We start from the raw sequence: 16,695 nt of genomic DNA, 5'->3' as shown, positions 1-16,695 counted from the left end.
AAATCCCCATAACCATCGCCTGTGGCCCACGGGTTCCTTCCTCGGGGACTTTCGTACGCCTGCCGGCGCCCGAAACTCTTCACGCGTCCTGACTGGCAGCTTTGCGAGCGCGAAAGGCGTTTGCTGCCATTAGCTAGCGTAGACCGCTACTCGAGCCTACCGACCAGGGCCTGGACCACCCGCGCGGTGACCTCGTCTTGCACAGCAAAGACATCTTCCAAGTCTCGGTCGAAGCGATCTGCCCACAGATGATCGCCGCCGGCAGCATCGATCAACTGAACGTTTATGCGCACCCGGCCAGCCGCGCGGCGCGCGCTGCCTTCCAATACATAGCGCACGCCCAGATCTCGGGCGATGTGGCGGATGTCCAGCGCTTTGCCCTTGTACGCAAAGGTCGAATGGCGGGCGATGACGAACAGTGAGACGTTCCTGGAGAGATCGGTGATAATGTCTTCGCTCAGTCCGTCTACGAACATGTCCTCCGCGTCGCCGCCCATGTTGGTGAAGGGCAGTACGGCGATCGAGGGCTTTGCCGGCAGGCGCAAATTTCCAACCGCCTTAGCCGCCCGGCCACCTGCCGGCCGTTGTATTACGGCGCGGTAAACCTGCAGCGGCTCGCCGATGTTCTTAAGGCTTCGCGTGCCCAAGTCGTCGAAGAGGATATCAAGTTTGCGCCTTACCTGTTCGTAAACGCTTGCCGATACGGATACTCCCCCTGGCTCCGCCAGAGATTCAAGTCGTGCTGCAATATTCACGCCGTCGCCGAACCTGTCGTCACCCTCGACTATGACCTCACCCAGATTAACGCCAATGCGCACCTCAACACGCCTATCATGTGGCGAATTCGCATACCTGTCAGCCAGCGCAAGTTGGAGCGTCACAGCGCATTGAACCGCCTCCACGACAGACGAAAACTCAGCCAGCATCCCGTCACCCATCTGCTTAAAGATGACACCATGATGTCTTGCAATTGTGGGCTCGAACAGTTCCTGCCGGCAGGTGCGTAACTCCAAATGCGTACCTGCCTCGTCTCTTTCCATCATGGCGGAATAACCGACCACGTCGGCGGCAAGGATTGCGGCTAGCTTGCGGTCCATTGCTGGCACTCCGTCGTCGGCCAACCCCAATTAAGTCGGCGACCCCAAGATTCCGCCAACTTCGCCTAATGTCATCTCACCCGCAAGCCGCAGACGCGCGCTACCTCTAAACAACCGATAAGGCGGATAGCCTTTGCTCTTCAGACGCGCGGCGCCTGCATTGGCAACTTCTGGGCCGACGCAAAATGCTAACTGGCTAGTCGACGTTTCGTATCTCCGTCAAGCCAGCGACCAGGAGCGACTCGGCAAGGGCTGTGCGCCTTTGAAGGATTGCCCGCGTAAAACAAGGGGAGTCTGTATTGATTAGGTCCGCTTTTGGTCGGCATGCGTTTTCGGTTCATCGACCGAGATGACGCGCAAAGCAGCCATGCCGTTGTCCCGTGTGAGACTCTGATTTGGTGACAAGCAAAACAGCAGCCCCTTACGACTCGCCCCTCTCATCGCGCAAATTAGACACAACGCGGCGGTTCTGCGACCTGCAGGCGGCGTCGGGGCAGTCGCGGACGAGCCTGTCCTTGCCGTAGCCCTTGGCCCACATGCGGTTGCGGTCTATGCCGCCGGCGGCTAGGTAGTCCATCACCGCATCGGCGCGCTGCTGCGACAGCGCCGTTTCGCCTGCGCCGGGATCGTCGGCGAAACCCTGCAGCTTGAGCAGCCAGCGCGGATGTTTTGCTAACCAGGCGATCTGGGTATCGAGCGTGGCCTTGGCGACAGAATCGAGTGCGGCCGAACCTTGCGTGAAATAGGTGCGGCGGCCAACATTGAGGATAAAATCCTCCTCGCTGCCCGGCTGCACGTTCTGGAAGCCGGCAATCTCGGCGTTGGTGACGTCGGGCGTGGACGGGGCTAGCGTGTTGCTGGTCGAGCAGGATGCGGCCAGAACCAGCAGGCCGGCGGCGAGCAGCCGGCGCGTGTTTTCAATTATGCGGTTCATGATGCGCCAATCATTCGACGGTGGTGGAAGCGGGCGCCTGGTCGGCGATGTGCGGCAGCACCTCCACCGCGGTGCCGATCGGGCACCGCTGGTAGAGGTCGATGATGTCTTCCGGGAACATGCGGATGCAGCCGCTGGAAGCGTCGGTGCCGATGCTCCATGGCTCCAGCGTGCCATGCAGGCGGTAGCCGATGTCGGCGCCGTCGCGGTACAGATAGAGCGCGCGCGGCCCGAGCGGATTGTTGGACGCGCCGCCTGCGACCATGGGCGGTAGGTCCGGCTTGCGCTTGCGCATTTCGGGGGGCGGGACCCATTGCGGCCACAGCGCGCGGCGGTCGATCGTCGCGCGCCCGTACCATTTGAAGCCGTCCTTGCCTACGCCGACGCCGTAGCGGATGGCGGTCTTGTTTTCCATGATGAGGTAGAGGAAGTGGTGGCGGGTATCGACCACGACGGTGCCGACCGCCTCGCTGCTGAAATACTTGACGATCTGGCGATGCCATCTCTTGTCGATCTTGGCGAAGTTGGTCTTGCGATAGACAAAATTGTTGTCGCTGGCGGTGCCGGCGAAAAAGGATTTTGCCGCCGCGGCTTGAACAATATTGCCGGTTGCACCGACCGCGACCAGCGCCAGGCCGCCGAGCACGACACCCCTGCGTGATAAAACCATCGGCAATCCCCATGCCTTAAGCCTGGCGGACCATAGTTGAGAATTATTTCGCCTCAAAGTGGAAATGTTGCGTTGCTTTAGTCCGCCGCAAGCGGACAGACGGCTTTTGACATCAGAAAGGGGAGTTTCAAGTCACCGTAGCGCCAGTGAGGAATGGCATGATATCCACGCCGTCTCCCGGGAAGACGGTGAAATGCGGGTGGTTCTCGAACAGGCGGGCGGCGGTCTCGATGGTATCGGCCTCGATGACAATGTAGCCGCAGAAAGGGTTCACTGCGTCGGCGATGCCGTCCTTTGCAACGCGCGTCGTTCTGCCGACCATACCGTGGCGATGAGGGAAGAATGCGGCGTTTCTCTCCTCCCAGTCCGCCTACTGCTGCTAGCCGACGGTATCAATCGCATCTTGTTCTGCCCTGGGCAGGCTGCGAAAGCGGGCAAGTCTTCGGGCTGGCGGATTTGCAGCCTTTGAGGGATAGAGGCCGAATACATATATCGCCGCAGCGATCATCTAGTTTGGTCATGTTGCCGGCGCGCCTCCTCGATCACGTCCCGATTTGAATCTGCCCAGGTCACCAAGGCCATGACTGGGGCGAGAAGCGACCTGCCGACTGCAGTCAGCTCGTAATCCACGCGCGGTGGGATCGTCGGAAAGTGGGTGCGACTGATCAAACCGTCGCGTTCCAATTGACGAAGCGTAATCGTGAGCATCCGCTGCGAGATGCCGTCGATCTGCCGTCGCAATGCATTGAAGCGGACCGGCCCATCCTTCAGGGCCACGAAGATGTAAAGACTCCACTTATCGGCAATGCGATCGAGGATCTCCCGAACGGGACGGCAGTCGGCGTCTTCGCTTGGGGTAGGAAACTCGATGTCACTGAGTGTCATGAATGTGCCTTCTTGCGAACAGTCAGATAGTCACCTTAATAGTGTTGGTCACAGTTTGATACTACCCTATTCACTCAGGAGCCACCAATGACCAACATCCTACTCGTTATCTCTAGCCCACGCGGTCCTCAGAGCCTTTCCACCCGATTTGCCCGTGACATCGCTGAAAGCCTCAACGCCCGTTCTGGCGGCACAATTGTCGAACGTGATCTTGGGGCGGCACCTCTGCCGCATATCACGGCAGCCTATATCGACGGCCGCATTGCGCCGCCCGAGACGCGTACACCCGAACAGATCGAAGCCGTCAATCTCGCTCAAAGCCTGGTCGATGAGGTTCAGGCTGCCGACGTGATTGTCATTGGCTCGGGCATGATCAACTTCGGTCCGCCGACGCAGCTCAAGGCTTGGTTTGACTACATCACTTGGCCTGGCGTCACCTTTCGCTACGACGCAACCGGTGTGATGGGATTGTTGCCCGCCAAGAAAGTTTATCTCGTGACGGCAACTGGCGGCGTCTTTTCGGAAGGCAGGAATGCCCCGTTAGACTTCCAGACCACCTATCTCGCGCATCTTCTCGGCTTTATCGGACTGACGGATATCGAAGTGGTCCGCGTGGAAGGGACGCTCGTAAGCCCGGACGCAGCCAAGGCTGCGATCGCCTCCACCGAAGCACAGATCCGGGCTGCACTAGAGCGTGCCGCCTGAGCCGCAATCTCATCAGTCTGCTACCTCCGGATTGTCGTGCCGGAACGCGGCAATGGTGCGGTGATCCGGGGCCAGCCGGCGTATCAACCAAAGCGCTTGGAGGTCCCGGACGCCTGTCCGCTTGCAGGCACTTGTCCGCTGCAAGCGTCGCCGGTGACCTGCCGCGCGTCAGTCACGCGATATGGACAGCCCCGCGAGAAGCGGCGCGTAGGCGGCGAGCCTGCGGGATACGAACTCCGTGAAGAGCGCCCCCAGCCGTTCCTCGAGCTGAGCGATGCGTCGCAGCACGGTCAGATGCGATGGCGAAGCGCCTCAACGATCATCGCCATCGCAGGGGAGAGCTGTCGCCTGCTCGGATAGTAAAGGTGATAGCCCGCAAATGGCGGACTCCAGTCGTCAAGCACGAGCCTAAGGCATCCCTTGGCGATGTGGTGGCTGACGAGGTTTTCCGGGACATAGGCGATCCCAAAGCCGCTTATCGCAGCCTCGATCATGGGAATGGACGAATTGAAGGTGAGTCGGCCTTCCACCCGTACACGAAGGTCGCGGCCATCCCTGGCGAATTCCCAGGCATACAATCCGCCGAACGTCGCCTGCCGCATATTAATGCAGTCATGATCGACCAGATCCTGGGGTGCGGCCGGAACCGGATGGCGGGAAAAGTACTCCGGCGAAGCCACGGCCACGAGCCTCCAATCCGGCCCGATGCGCACTGCGATCATATCCCTGTCGATGCTCTCACCAAGCCGCACGCCTGCGTCGAAACGCTCCTCCACAATGTTCTTCATACCGTTGTCGCTGTAGAGTTCGACGCGCACGTCAGGATAGTTGCTGAGCAACGGCTGCAGCTTCGGCCAGACGGTCGTCTGGAGCGCATGGTCGGACAGCGTGATACGGACCGTTCCGGAGGGCTTGTCGCGAAAGGCCACCAGGCTTGCAAGGTCGGCTTCGATTTCCTCGAAGCGGGGAACAAGCGATTGGAAAAGTCGCTCGCCGGCCTCGGTCGGCGCGACGCTCCGCGTCGTACGTGTCAGCAGGCGGACGCCGAGACGAGCTTCAAGCTCCTTGATTGTCGAACTCAGGGTCGACTGCGAGGTTCCGAGCTTGGCCGCCGCCTTGGTGAAGCTGCGCTCCCGCGCGACCGCCACGAACCATAGCAGATCCTTCATGCCATCGCGCTGCATTAGGGCACCTCCGGTCGGACATTTATATCATGAACAGATAAGTCCATGCGAATTACTTAGTCTAATAGAATGGGTTCCTCTGCAATATCTTCTGGCATCGCGACGGGGATTGGCGGCTGATCCACCCGGTCGCCCAGCAAGGATGCCAATTATGGAAACGACGTACGACACAAGGCTTGTCGAAGACCGCGCCGCATGGGGCGCCGTGTTGTCGATGGCGCTGTGTGTTTTCGTGCTCATCGCGTCGGAATTCATGCCGGTCAGCCTGCTGTCGCCGCTAGCGGCCGATCTCGGCATCACCGAGGGCCGCACGGGACAGGCGATCTCGATTTCGGGCGCTTTCGCCGTCGTGACCAGCCTGTTGGTCGCCGGCCTCACGCGCCGGATCGACCGGCGGCTGGTCGTGACCGGCTTCACCCTTCTCCTCATCGTGTCCGGGCTGGCTGTCACCTTCGCGCCGAACTACGCGTTTCTCATGGTCGGCCGGGCGCTGCTCGGCATCGCGATCGGCGGGTTCTGGTCGATGTCGACCGCGATCGTCATGCGCCTCGTGCCGCAAGACATGGTTCCGAAGGGTCTCGCCATGCTAAACGCCGGCAATGCCATTGCAGCCACCATCGCCGCGCCGCTGGGCAGTTTTCTTGGCGCCTATGTCGGCTGGCGCGGTGCTTTTTTCCTCGTCGTGCCATTTGGGCTCCTGGCGCTGGCCTGGCAGTGGATAAGCCTGCCGGCGCTGCCCCCGCGCCAGAGGAAGCGTCCAGGCAATCCGCTGGCGCTGCTCGGCCGTCTTCCTGTCGCCATCGGCATGGCGTCGATCATGATGCTGTTCATGGGCCAGTTCGCGCTCTTTACCTATCTTCGGCCCTTCCTCGAGAGCGTCACCCGGCTCGACATCGCCGCGCTTTCGGCGATCCTGCTGGCGATGGGGCTGGCCGGGGTGCTCGGCACCCTCTGCATAGGCCGGCTTTTGCGCACGCGCCTGTTCAGCGTCCTCATCGTCATACCGCTGGTCATGGCCGCGCTGGCCGTAGCGCTCATCGCCTTCGGTGCGATGCCGATTCCTACAGCGTCGCTGCTCGTTGCCTGGGGTTTCTTCGGCACGGCCGCGCCCGTTGGCTGGGGCACCTGGCTTAGCCGGACGTTGCCGGACGACGCGGAGGCCGGCGGCGGATTGCAGGTAGCCGTCATCCAGCTCGCCATCACCGGCGGCGCCGCCATCGGCGGCACGCTCTTCGATACGGTCGGCTGGTGGGGTGCATTCACTTTCGGCGCGGTGCTGCTCTGTGGATCGGCGCTCGCCGCCCTTGGCGCATCGCATATGGCCCGGAGGTCCTTGCCATGACCATCGAGCGTGCGCCGCTTAACCGCCGAACATTGCTCGGCACCGCGCTCGCTATGGCGGCCCTACCTCGCGCAGCCGCCAGCCAAGAAGGCGAAGCCTCAGTCAGCCAGGAGTCAACCGACATGAAGATCAGGATGGTTTTCAACGGCCGTATCATGACCGCCACGCTCTACGACAATCCGTCGGCGCGCGACTTCTTGTCCATGCTGCCGCTCGATCTCAAGATCGAGGACTACGCGCATAACGAGAAGATCGCCTATCTGCCGCGCAAGCTGACGGAGAAGGGAAGTGGTCCGTTCGCCAACGAGCAGCCCTACGACCTCTGCTATTTCACGCCATGGGGCAACCTGGCCATGTTCTACGCCGACTATCGCCATCCCGGGCTGATCAGGCTCGGCCGCTTCGATGAGGGCGAGCAGGCCCTGCACATTCGCGGCGAGTTCCCGCTTCGCATCGAACGCACTTGAGGACACAAAGGAGATCACCATGGACATTCTTCGCGCTGGCACGAGGCCTTCCGGTAAGGGACCGACTGACTGGTTCACCGGAACGGTGCGGATCGATCCACTCTTCAATCCCTTCGATGCCGGGCGGGTCCAAGGCGCACAGGTGACCTTCGAGCCCGGTGCCCGCACCGCCTGGCACACGCATCCGCTCGGCCAGACGCTGATCGTCGTCTCCGGCCTTGGTCGCGTGCAGCGCCAGGGTGGCCCGGTCGAGGAAATCCGTCCGGGAGACGTCGTCTGGTTCGCGCCCGGCGAAAAGCACTGGCATGGCGCGTCGCCCCAGACCGCCATGACCCACATCGCCCTCCAGGAGGTCAAAGACGGCAAGGTCGTGGACTGGCTGGAACATGTCAGCGACGCCGACTACGGCGCTTGATCTTCTCCACTCGAAAAGGAACCAAAATGCTCGCAACCGTTCTTCACAAACCGGGCGACATCCGCTGCGAGGAAATCGCCGATCCGAAAATCGTGCGGCCAACGGACGCACTCATCAAGCTGTCGGCAAGCTGCATCTGCGGCTCGGACCTGTGGCCCTATCGCGGGCTGCAGCCGGTCGACGGCCCGATGCATATGGGCCACGAATATTGTGGCATCGTCATCGAGGTCGGCGCAGAGGTGCGCACGGTTCGTCCCGGCCAGTTCGTCGTCGGGTCGTTCTGCCTCTCCGACAATACCTGCCCGCATTGCCGCTTCGGCTTCCAGTCGTCCTGTGTGCAGCGCGAGTTCATGTCGGGCGCGCAGGCGCCTTACGCCCGCGTGCCTTTGGCGGATGGCACACTCGTCGCCACCGCCGAGGTGCCGCCGGCCGAACTCATCCCTGACCTGCTGGCTGTGTCCGATGTGCTCGGCACCGGCTGGTATGCGGCCGACGCGGCCGAGGTTCGAGAAGGATCGACGGTGGTGGTAGTAGGCGACGGTGCGGTCGGCCTGATGGGCGTGCTTGCGGCCAAGGAGATGGGCGCTGAGCGTATCATCGCCATGAGCCGGCACGAGAGCCGCCAAAAGCTCGCCCGCGAATTCGGCGCCACTGATATTGTGGCCGAGCGAGGCGAGGAAGGCGTCGCGCGCATCAAGGAACTCACCAAGGGCGTTGGCGCAGACTCGGTGCTGGAATGCGTCGGCACGGGAGAATCCTTCGACCAGGCGCTGGCCTGCTCCCGCCCCGGCGGCACCATCGGCTATGTCGGCGTGCCGCACGGCGTGAATTTCGACGGCCAAAAACTATTCTTCGGCCAGAAGCGCATGTTGGGCGGCCCGGCGCCGGTGCGCCGCTTCCTGCCCGACCTTATGGACCGTGTGCTCAAGGGCGCGATCAAGCCCGGCAAGGTCTTCGACCTCAAGCTGCCGCTGGCCGAGGTCGCTGAAGGCTACCGCGCCATGGACGAGCGGCGCGCCATCAAGGTCATGCTTTCGGTGTGAGCGAAGATTGGGCGGACGGCCTGTGCGCACCCACAACTCAGAAAAGGAATAACGACATATGACGATGAGATTGAAGATAGCCGCCCTGGCGCTTGCGCTTTCGGTCGCCACGCCGGCTTTCTCCCAAGAGTCCCCGATCATCGGCGCATGGCGCATGAGGTCGCTCGAGGCCGGCACCGAGGGAAATCTCAAGCCCGTGCCATATTCCGGCCAGGTCATCTTCACCGAGGCCGGCACTCTCTCGGTGCAGGCCCAGAACCCCGACGCCAAGGCGCCGGACACGCCTTACACGGCGAATGGCTACGAAGCCTATTACGGGCCGGTCGCCATCAACGACCAGGACAAGACCTTCGTCATCACGATCGAGTCCTCCCTGGTCCGCAACCTTGTCGGGAAGAGCATGAAACGCAAATTCGAAGTCTCGGACAACAAATTGGTCCTCACGCCGGACAATCCGGCCGAGGGCTGGCGCGTGACCTACGAACGTTACTGATCGGAACAGCCGGCTGTCAAAGTGTTATCGGTGGCCACAAATGGCGCGGACTTCAGACCGAAATGGCGCGATAGCGGAACTGGTGCCAATCATGGCGGCTGTCTTCGCCGGCTTCCTCCTGATCGGCTTGGCGCTACCCGTCCTGCCGCTGCATCTTCACCAGCAGCTCGGCTTCGGCCCCTTCGCAGTCGGGCTGGTGACGGGCAGCCAGTTCGTCGCCTCGATGCTGTCGCGCATTGGAGCCGGAAATTACGCCGATGGGCGCGGCGGCAAGCGGGCCGTCATCGTCGGCCTCATTGCCGCTGCCCTGACGGGGTTCATTTATCTCGGCTCGCTGGCATTGCTCGACCGACCGGTAGCGTCCGCATCGGCGCTCTTCGCCGGCCGGGCGGTACTGGGCGCGTCTGAGAGCTTCATCATCACCGGCGGCGTCGCCTGGGGACTTTCCCTTGCGGGCGGACAGAACTCCGGAAAGGTCATAGCCTGGGTGGGCACGGCGATGTTCGCGGCACTCGCGTTAGGCGCGCCGATCGGATCTGCGCTTTACGCGGCGAGCGGCTTCGCCGCGATCGCACTCGCGACGGTCGGCCTGCCGCTTGCGACGCTGCTTGCCATCCTGCCTATGCGTGGCACCAGCCTCGCCGCGAGCGCCGCGCGACGCTCATGGACGAGCGTGGCGCAAGCGGTCTGGCTTCCCGGCGTCGGAGCTGCTTTCAGCAGCCTTGGCTATGGCGCGATCCTGTCCTTTGGCGCGCTGCTCTTTGCCGAACGCGGCTGGCAGCCGGTCTGGCTTCCCTTCACCGCTTATGCCGCGGCGCTGATCGCGGCAAGGCTGTGCTTCGGCCACCTGCCTGACAGGTTAGGGAGCGCGCGCGTCGCCGTGATCTTCGTGGCGGTCGAGGCGGCAGGGCTGATGCTGATCTGGCTTGCGCCCGGGCCCGTTCTCGCCGCTATCGGTGCGGGCCTGACTGGCCTCGGCTACTCGCTGGTCTATCCCGGTTTCGGTGCCGCGGCCGTAAGCCGTCTTCCGCAACGCAGCCGCGGCCTGGCCATGGGGCTCTACACCGTCTTCCTCGACGTGGCGCTCGGCTTCGGCAGCCCGGCGCTTGGCTTGATCGCCGCGTCGGCCGGCCTGCAATTCGTCTTCCTCGCCGGCGCGACGGCGACGCTTCCGGCCTTGGGCATCGCTCTGCTGCTGGGTCGGCATAACCGTCCACTTTAGTGCCGGATATTCGGTGCTCGAGATGTTGGGCAACGACGATCGCTCCCGCTTCGCCGCCGACCTGCTTCCGGGCAATGGCGAGATCGACTTCTACGGCCGACATAGGGTGCAATGCGGTCGTTCACGTCGCGTCGTGCGTGAGCCAGCTCAGGGTCAAGAGTTCAACAGGTGGGCACCTTGTCCGACCGGCAATTCACTTGCTACTCTGCCTCCAGCTTCCCTTTCAGCTGTGCCCGGGCGTCCCGGATCGAGGCGGCATAGGTGACCAACGGACGCTTGACGCCGTGGTTGATCAGCATGCGCCGTATCTGCGGCGCAGCACCCGATATGATGAAGCGGACACCGGCGCGCCTGGCCTTGTGCGCGGCGCCCTCGATGACATTGGCCGCCGTCGAATCGAAGAATGGTACGGCCGAGCAGTCGAGGATGAAGTTCTTGCGCTGGTCGGCGATGCGGTCGAGCACGGTGCCGACGGTCGATGCGGCGCCGAAGAAGAAGGCGCCCGAGATGCGGTAGACGACGGTGTCGGCGTCGGTCGCCTCGCTCGAATCGTAGGCGTTGGTGCTGTCGGCCTCGTCCTCCCGCACCAGCGGCTGATCGGCCTCGACCGCGATGCTCTTGGCCATGCGGTCGATGAACAGGATCGACCCCAGCACGAAGCCGACGACGATCCCTTCGGTGAGGTCGCGGAAGATGACGAGCAGGAAGGTCGCCATCAGCACCAGCGCGTCGCCGCGCGAAGCGCGCAACAGCGTGGCGAAGGCCTGTTTCTCGAACATGTTCCAGCACACGACCGCCAGCACGCCAGCAAGGGCGGCAAGCGGGATGTAGCTGGCGAGCGGCGCAGCCACCAGCATCAGCGCCAGCAGGATGGCCGAGTGGACCACGCCAGAAATCGGCCCGTGGGCGCCGGCCCGCACATTGGTCGCCGTGCGGGCGATGGTGCCGGTGGCGCAGATGCCGCCGAACAGGGCGGACGCGACGTTGGCAAAGCCTTGCGCCACCAGTTCACAGTTGGAACGATGCCGCCGGCCCGTCATCCCATCGGCGACCACCGCCGACAGCAGCGATTCGATCGCGCCGAGCAAGGCAAAGGCGATGGCATCCGGTAGCACGTCAATCATCCTGTCTAGGCTGATCGGCGGCAAGGCAGGCATTTGCAGACTGCGTGGGATACCGCCAAATCGGGTGCCGATCGTCTCCGCGGGCAGTGAAAGAAGCGCCACGGCCAGCGATGCCAGCCCAATGGCGATGAGCATGGCGGGCCATGTCGGCCGCCAGCGCCTCAGGCCGGCGATGGTGACGATCGTCAACATCGCCACGAAGGTCGCCGCGGGGTTGATGGTGCCGGCCGCCTCGCCGACCGCGATCAACTTCGGCACCAGCGGTCCCGGCTCCTTGCCGGCAAGCTTCAGCCCGAACAGTTCGACGATCTGTCCTGAAAAGATGATGACGGCGATGCCGGCGGTGAAGCCGACCGTCACCGGATAGGGAATGAACTTGATGTAGGTTCCGAGCCGGAGATAGCCGATGGCGAGCAGGAAGACGCCTGCCATCATCGTTGCCAACAGCAGTCCGTCGATACCGACCCGGGCAACCGTAGCGGCCACCAGCACGATGAAGGCACCTGCCGGACCGCCGATCTGGAAGCGGCTGCCGCCGAGCGCCGAAATGATGAATCCGCCGACGATCGAGGTGTAGAGGCCGCGCTCGGGAGTCACGCCCGAGGCGATCGCGATCGCCATCGACAACGGTAGCGCGACGATGGCGACCGTCAGCCCGGCGATGGCGTCGGCCTTGAAGTTCGCGAGCGTGTAGCCCTCGCGCCAGACCGTCACCAACTTTGGCGTGAACAATTCGGAAAATGTCGGCTTTACCGACTTGTGGGCCGGTTGATGTACGGCCCGCTGCGTCTGATCCATGGACTGCCTTCCGTACCCTGAAAGGCGGCGGGATCGTCGGCAGGACTGTCGGCGGTCGCCGTCGCGACTTTATGCCGGCTCAGCCTTGGGATCTGGCGGCACGACAGGCTTGAGGCGCACGCCCCGGCCGCCGCGCTCGCTGGTCTGGTTCTCGCCGATCAATTCCACCCCGGCCCCGTCGAGGGCCTGGATGACCTTCATCAGCGTGTCGACCACGCCCCTGACCACACCGTCGCTTGCTTCCATGCGCTGTATCGTCGGAAGCGAAACGCCGGCACGCTCGGCGAGCGTCTTCTGATCGATGCCGGCCAGCGCCCTTGCGGCGCGCATCTGCGCGGCAGTGATCATCGGCCGGAATCCCCGTCTGAGTCTGCAGAAATAACGTATAATACCACCATTATGATGTTTCAAGCATCAATATGAACGTCTGAGACGTCAGCGTCATCGCCTGGTCGACCATTTTTTCAGATACTTCCCGAGAATTGCGGGCTAGGGTGTTCCATCTGGGGTGGGGGTAACGCGGTATGACTGTTCTCAAGACCTTCATGACATCGGCATGCTTGCTGTCGGTGGTTTTCCTGCTAACGGGCTGCGGGCACGGGCTGATCAACCGGCTGATCTAATCGCCGGCCTCGCTGTCGCCGTTCGGGCGCTGCCCGCGCCATCGCTGCCACGCCCAGGCCGTGAGCCAGCACAGCATTGCCCAGACGAAGCCGGCGCACCAGCCGGCCAGCACATCCGACGGCCAGTGCACACCGAGGTAGACGCGGCTGATGCCGACCAGCAGCGTCGTCAGCACGGCCAGCGACAGCACATAGATCTTCGTCGTTCGCCCCGGCAGGAAGCGCGCTGCCAGCGCGCCGAGCGTCAGATAGGTAACTGCCGAGAGCATGGCGTGGCCGCTCGGAAAGGACAGCGAGGTCTCGTTGACCAGATGCGAGACGAGTTCGGGGCGCGGCCGATCGATGCCGGCTTTCAGGAGGCTCGACAGGACCTGACCACCGGCCACCGCGGCGAAGACGAAAAGGGCGGTCGCCGGCCTGCGGATATGCAACAGATAAAGGATTACCGCCGTCACGATCAGCACCACCACGCTGCCGCTGCCCAAGCTGGTGATGTCGCGCATCGCCCCTTCCAGCCAGGGCGGGCCGATCGGGCTGTCGGGCTGACCCGCCTTGCGGAAGGCGAGCATGATTTCGGTGTCGAAAGCGTGCGGCGTCGTGGCCCGCGCCACCTCCATCAACTCCTCGAAGCCCCACAGGCCGGCGGCGATGACCATGCCGGCCAGCAGCACCGGGAATTCGACCCGGTTAAGCAGAGTGTTCGCGGCGTTCTTCATCGGCAATTCGCCTGTTACAACCGACCTTGCAGATAGGGTCCGAGCGTGATCAGCGCCACCGCGGCGATTGCCAGCATGATGCCGGTCGCCTGCAACGCGTTGACCCGTTCGCCGAAGAAGACCAACGCGACGACATTCACCGAGACCAGCTGGATGACGGCCGACAGGCTGAACGACACCGACATGCCGAATTCGCGGATCAGCCGCAGCATGATCAGATTGCCCAAAGAATAAAGCGCCAGCGTCAGCAGGATCTTGCCAAGGTTCGGCGCCATGCCCCATTGCTTGGCGGCGGTGGCCGCGAGCAGGAAAATGACGGTCGAAAAGCCGAGTTGCAGCAATCCCGAAAAACTCAACGTCCCATCCCCTCTCGAAGCGGCTCCCGCCGCGTGTGTCGCGGCCCTTGTTTCCGAAGCGCGCCGACACGTCAAGCGACCTCGACCAAACGTAGGCCTTGGCAACGGCGAGCCGGAAGCTCAATGTGCCGAAATCGCCCAGCCTATCGATTGAAGGGCGGTCAGGGGTTCATGATTCGTATTTTTCAAAACTTGGCGCGGCGCTGGGGCGAGCTTTCTCTTGCCCTGCAATTCGTCGTTGCCGGCGGCTTTGGCCTGCTTGCCGTCATGCTGGTGGTGGGTGCCTGGGTGACGGGGCAGATCCGGGACGGCGTGATCCGCAATTCGGCCGCCACAACGGCGCTGTATGTCGACAGCGTGATTGCACCGCTGCTTCCCGATTTGCGCAAGCAACAGGAACTCAGCGACTCCGTCAAGCAGGCGCTCGACGAGACGCTTGGCCAGGGCGCGCTCGGCAAGCGCCTCGTATCGTTCAAGCTCTGGAGCCGCGACGGCACGATTCTCTATGCCAAGGAGACGGCCCTGATCGGCCGCCGCTTCGAACCGAGCGACGGCCTGCGTTCCGCCTTCCAGGGCGATGTCGTCGCCCAGTTCGACACGTTCGATGAGAACGAACGCCAGGAAGAGGCGATCGGCGTGCCATTGCTGGAAATCTACAATCCCGTGCGCGAGCCGTGGTCGGGCGAGGTGGTCGCCGTCACCGAATTCTATGAGATCGCCGACGACTTCAAAGCCACGCTCGCCTCCGCTTTGTGGTCAAGCTGGCTGATCGTGGCCGGCGCGACGCTGGCGGCCTTCCTGCTCCTGTCGGGCATCGTCCTGCGCGGCAGCCGCATCATCGACGATCAGCGCGGCGCGCTGCGCCGCCAGGTGTCGGAGCTGCAAGGTCTGGTGACGCAGAACAGCGCCTTGCGACTGCGCGTGCAGCGGGCGTCCCGTCGCGCCACCGCGCTCAACGAAAGATATTTGCGCCGCATCGGCGCCGATCTCCATGACGGTCCGGCGCAACTCGTGGCGCTGGCGGCGCTGCGCATGGATAGTCCGGTGTTTTCCGGCGATGGCCATTCGGGCGAAAGCCGCTCGACCGAAGTCGCGATGATCCGCAAAACACTGGAGGATGCATTGCGCGAAATACGCGGTATCTGCACCGGCCTCGTCCTGCCGCAGATAGAGACGGCCGCGGCAAACGACATTCTGCGGCTGGCCGTCAATGAACACCAGCTGCGGACGGGAACGTCCGTGACCCTCACGCTGGCCGGGCAGTTGCCAGAGCCCGGCGCCTCGGAGAAGATCAGCATCTATCGGTTCGTGCAGGAAGGGCTGAACAACGCCTATCGCCACGCGCGAGGCAAGGATCAGGCGGTGAGTGCCGGAATGAAGGGTGGCAGGCTTTACGTTGAAGTATCGGATGCCGGACCAGGCTTCGATCCCGCCCGGGACGAGGGCCTCGGGCTCGCTGGTCTCAGGGAGCGGGTCGAAAGCATTGGCGGCCAGTTCGAAACCTTGACCGGGCCGCAAGGCACGCGTCTGGTAATCCGTCTATCGGTCGAGGAGCAAGCATGACTGGTGTCATTCGCATCGCCATTATCGACGATCATCCCCTCTTCCGCGAAGGCGTGACGCGCAGCCTGTCGGAGATCGGAGGCTTCGAGATGGTTGGCGAGGGTGCCACGGCGCAGGATGCCGAACGCATCGCCGCGACCGTGCAGCCCGACATATTGCTGCTCGACATCTCCATGCCGGGCGGCGGTCTGGCCGCGGTTGCCGGCATCCTCGCCGGCCATCCCGCCCAGAAGATCGTCATGCTGACCGTTTCGGAGGCCAATGCCGATGTGACCATGGCTCTGAATGCAGGGGTGTGCGGCTATGTCCTCAAAGGTATCGGATCTCGCGCGCTTGCCGACATCCTGCGCAACGTGGCGGCCGGCGAGAGCTATCTTTCGCCGACGCTGTCGGCCCGGCTGCTTTCGGATCTCCAGTCCCAGCAACCCACCAACGGCATAGCGGACCGCCTGCGGCAACTCACCGAGCGGCAGACGGAAATCCTGCGGCTGGTGGCTGAAGGGCTGAGCAACAAGGAAGTCGCCTTGCGGCTGGAGCTTCAGGAGAAGACCGTCAAGCATCACATGACCGGCGTGCTGTCGAAACTCAATGTGCGAAACCGCACTGAAGCAGCCTTGATGATGCGTGAGGCGCGCGACCGCGACGGGAACCACTAAAGCGGTCCGAGGAATTTGGAGCGGTTCAGCCATCGCGGCAACCGCCGGCCCAAAACCGAGGTCACCTCCGCCGGGGGGCGGCGGAGGTGACGTGTGAAGCTGGCCGTTGCCTGTTGGCCGGCTTCACAAGGCCTTGAGACGGCTGACATCGGCCGGCGTGGCCCGACGGTCGATGATCGTGCGACCGAGAGCATCCTCCATCTTGAAACGACCGTTCTCGACCTTTTCCGTTATGCCGTCGGGATGCCGGACTGTGATCTTGTTGCCTGTCACGTCGACCTTGTCGCCGGTCGTGGCATTGACATGATTCGCGCTCTTACCCTGATTGGATCCCGATTTGCCGTTGTTGCCGCTGTTGCCGTTCCCGTTGCTGTTGCCGCTATTTCCGCCGCTGCTATTACC

General features: G+C 63.1%; 18 protein-coding genes and 2 pseudogenes. 9 read left to right on the top strand and 11 right to left on the bottom strand.

All coding sequences use genetic code 11. From position 1 onward, the window contains the following. Positions 1-146: 146 nt before the first annotated feature. The 5 genes and pseudogenes from NKJ06_RS29665 to NKJ06_RS29645 form a co-directional block, all read right to left on the bottom strand. Positions 147-1,097: an adenylate/guanylate cyclase domain-containing protein gene (locus NKJ06_RS29665; protein ID WP_352811621.1), complete on the bottom strand. Its 951-nt coding sequence runs from the start codon at positions 1,095-1,097 to the stop codon at positions 147-149. 421 nt (positions 1,098-1,518) lie between these two features. After that, positions 1,519-2,031, bottom strand: coding sequence for an OmpA family protein (locus NKJ06_RS29660; RefSeq protein WP_352635077.1), 513 nt, complete (start codon positions 2,029-2,031; stop codon positions 1,519-1,521). Positions 2,032-2,041: 10 nt separating this feature from the next. Further along, complete coding sequence (locus NKJ06_RS29655) at positions 2,042-2,701, bottom strand: L,D-transpeptidase (RefSeq protein WP_352635075.1); 660 nt, start codon at positions 2,699-2,701, stop codon at positions 2,042-2,044. Positions 2,702-2,828: 127 nt separating this feature from the next. Further along, positions 2,829-3,194, bottom strand: a pseudogene (locus tag NKJ06_RS29650) (hypothetical protein). A gap of 11 nt (positions 3,195-3,205) precedes the next feature. Next, a complete protein-coding gene (locus NKJ06_RS29645; RefSeq protein ID WP_352635072.1) occupies positions 3,206-3,586 on the bottom strand; it encodes a winged helix-turn-helix transcriptional regulator in 381 nt (126 codons plus the stop codon). Positions 3,587-3,673: 87 nt separating this feature from the next. Between NKJ06_RS29645 and NKJ06_RS29640 the strand changes: the two genes are divergently transcribed. Beyond that, positions 3,674-4,291, top strand: a complete 618-nt coding sequence (locus NKJ06_RS29640; RefSeq protein WP_352635071.1) for an FMN-dependent NADH-azoreductase — start codon at positions 3,674-3,676, stop codon at positions 4,289-4,291. 290 nt (positions 4,292-4,581) lie between these two features. Here NKJ06_RS29640 and NKJ06_RS29635 read toward each other — a convergent pair whose 3' ends face one another. Then, entirely contained in the window at positions 4,582-5,475 is an 894-nt protein-coding gene (locus tag NKJ06_RS29635) for a LysR family transcriptional regulator (RefSeq protein WP_352635069.1), read from the bottom strand. 151 nt (positions 5,476-5,626) lie between these two features. Between NKJ06_RS29635 and NKJ06_RS29630 the strand changes: the two genes are divergently transcribed. Genes NKJ06_RS29630 through NKJ06_RS29605 form a run of 6 tightly spaced genes read left to right on the top strand, consistent with a single transcriptional unit; the run spans position 5,627 to position 10,457 of the window. Next, positions 5,627-6,817: an MFS transporter gene (locus NKJ06_RS29630; protein ID WP_352635067.1), complete on the top strand. Its 1,191-nt coding sequence runs from the start codon at positions 5,627-5,629 to the stop codon at positions 6,815-6,817. Continuing rightward, positions 6,814-7,284, top strand: a complete 471-nt coding sequence (locus tag NKJ06_RS29625; protein ID WP_352635065.1) for a cyclophilin-like fold protein — start codon at positions 6,814-6,816, stop codon at positions 7,282-7,284. Before NKJ06_RS29630 ends, NKJ06_RS29625 begins: the two co-directional genes overlap by 4 nt. A 19-nt stretch (positions 7,285-7,303) precedes the next feature. Continuing rightward, on the top strand, positions 7,304-7,699 hold the full coding sequence (locus NKJ06_RS29620; RefSeq protein WP_352635064.1) for a (R)-mandelonitrile lyase: 396 nt from the start codon (positions 7,304-7,306) through the stop codon (positions 7,697-7,699). Between the two features lie 26 nt (positions 7,700-7,725). Continuing rightward, positions 7,726-8,742: a zinc-dependent alcohol dehydrogenase family protein gene (locus NKJ06_RS29615; protein WP_352635062.1), complete on the top strand. Its 1,017-nt coding sequence runs from the start codon at positions 7,726-7,728 to the stop codon at positions 8,740-8,742. A 58-nt stretch (positions 8,743-8,800) separates the two neighbouring features. Further along, positions 8,801-9,235 (top strand): lipocalin-like domain-containing protein, encoded by a 435-nt coding sequence (locus NKJ06_RS29610; protein WP_352635060.1) that lies wholly within the window; start codon positions 8,801-8,803, stop codon positions 9,233-9,235. A 40-nt stretch (positions 9,236-9,275) separates the two neighbouring features. Then, positions 9,276-10,457, top strand: a complete 1,182-nt coding sequence (locus tag NKJ06_RS29605; RefSeq protein ID WP_352811617.1) for an arabinose transporter — start codon at positions 9,276-9,278, stop codon at positions 10,455-10,457. Between the two features lie 200 nt (positions 10,458-10,657). Here the strand turns inward: NKJ06_RS29605 and NKJ06_RS29600 are convergent, their stop codons facing one another. From NKJ06_RS29600 to NKJ06_RS29585, 4 genes are all read right to left on the bottom strand, one after another. Beyond that, positions 10,658-12,379, bottom strand: a complete 1,722-nt coding sequence (locus tag NKJ06_RS29600) for a SulP family inorganic anion transporter (protein WP_352635056.1) — start codon at positions 12,377-12,379, stop codon at positions 10,658-10,660. A gap of 69 nt (positions 12,380-12,448) precedes the next feature. Beyond that, positions 12,449-12,727 (bottom strand): helix-turn-helix domain-containing protein, encoded by a 279-nt coding sequence (locus NKJ06_RS29595; protein WP_352635053.1) that lies wholly within the window; start codon positions 12,725-12,727, stop codon positions 12,449-12,451. A 271-nt stretch (positions 12,728-12,998) separates the two neighbouring features. After that, the gene (locus NKJ06_RS29590; RefSeq protein WP_352635051.1) at positions 12,999-13,718 is read right to left on the bottom strand and encodes a phosphatase PAP2 family protein; all 720 of its coding nucleotides are present in this window, start codon (positions 13,716-13,718) and stop codon (positions 12,999-13,001) included. Positions 13,719-13,732: 14 nt separating this feature from the next. Further along, positions 13,733-14,074 (bottom strand): hypothetical protein, encoded by a 342-nt coding sequence (locus NKJ06_RS29585; RefSeq protein WP_352635049.1) that lies wholly within the window; start codon positions 14,072-14,074, stop codon positions 13,733-13,735. Between the two features lie 171 nt (positions 14,075-14,245). Between NKJ06_RS29585 and NKJ06_RS29580 the strand changes: the two genes are divergently transcribed. After that, on the top strand, positions 14,246-15,637 hold the full coding sequence (locus NKJ06_RS29580; protein WP_352635047.1) for a sensor histidine kinase: 1,392 nt from the start codon (positions 14,246-14,248) through the stop codon (positions 15,635-15,637). Further along, positions 15,634-16,293 (top strand): LuxR C-terminal-related transcriptional regulator, encoded by a 660-nt coding sequence (locus NKJ06_RS29575; protein WP_352635045.1) that lies wholly within the window; start codon positions 15,634-15,636, stop codon positions 16,291-16,293. Before NKJ06_RS29580 ends, NKJ06_RS29575 begins: the two co-directional genes overlap by 4 nt. A gap of 123 nt (positions 16,294-16,416) precedes the next feature. Here the strand turns inward: NKJ06_RS29575 and NKJ06_RS29570 are convergent. After that, positions 16,417-16,695: pseudogene (locus NKJ06_RS29570) on the bottom strand (hypothetical protein); the annotation flags it as partial.

It is taken from the genome of Mesorhizobium sp. M0293, from assembly GCF_040321735.1.
Lineage (GTDB): Bacteria > Pseudomonadota > Alphaproteobacteria > Rhizobiales > Rhizobiaceae > Mesorhizobium.
Note: the sequence above shows the minus strand (reverse complement) of the source record. Positions and strands in the feature narration are given on the sequence as shown.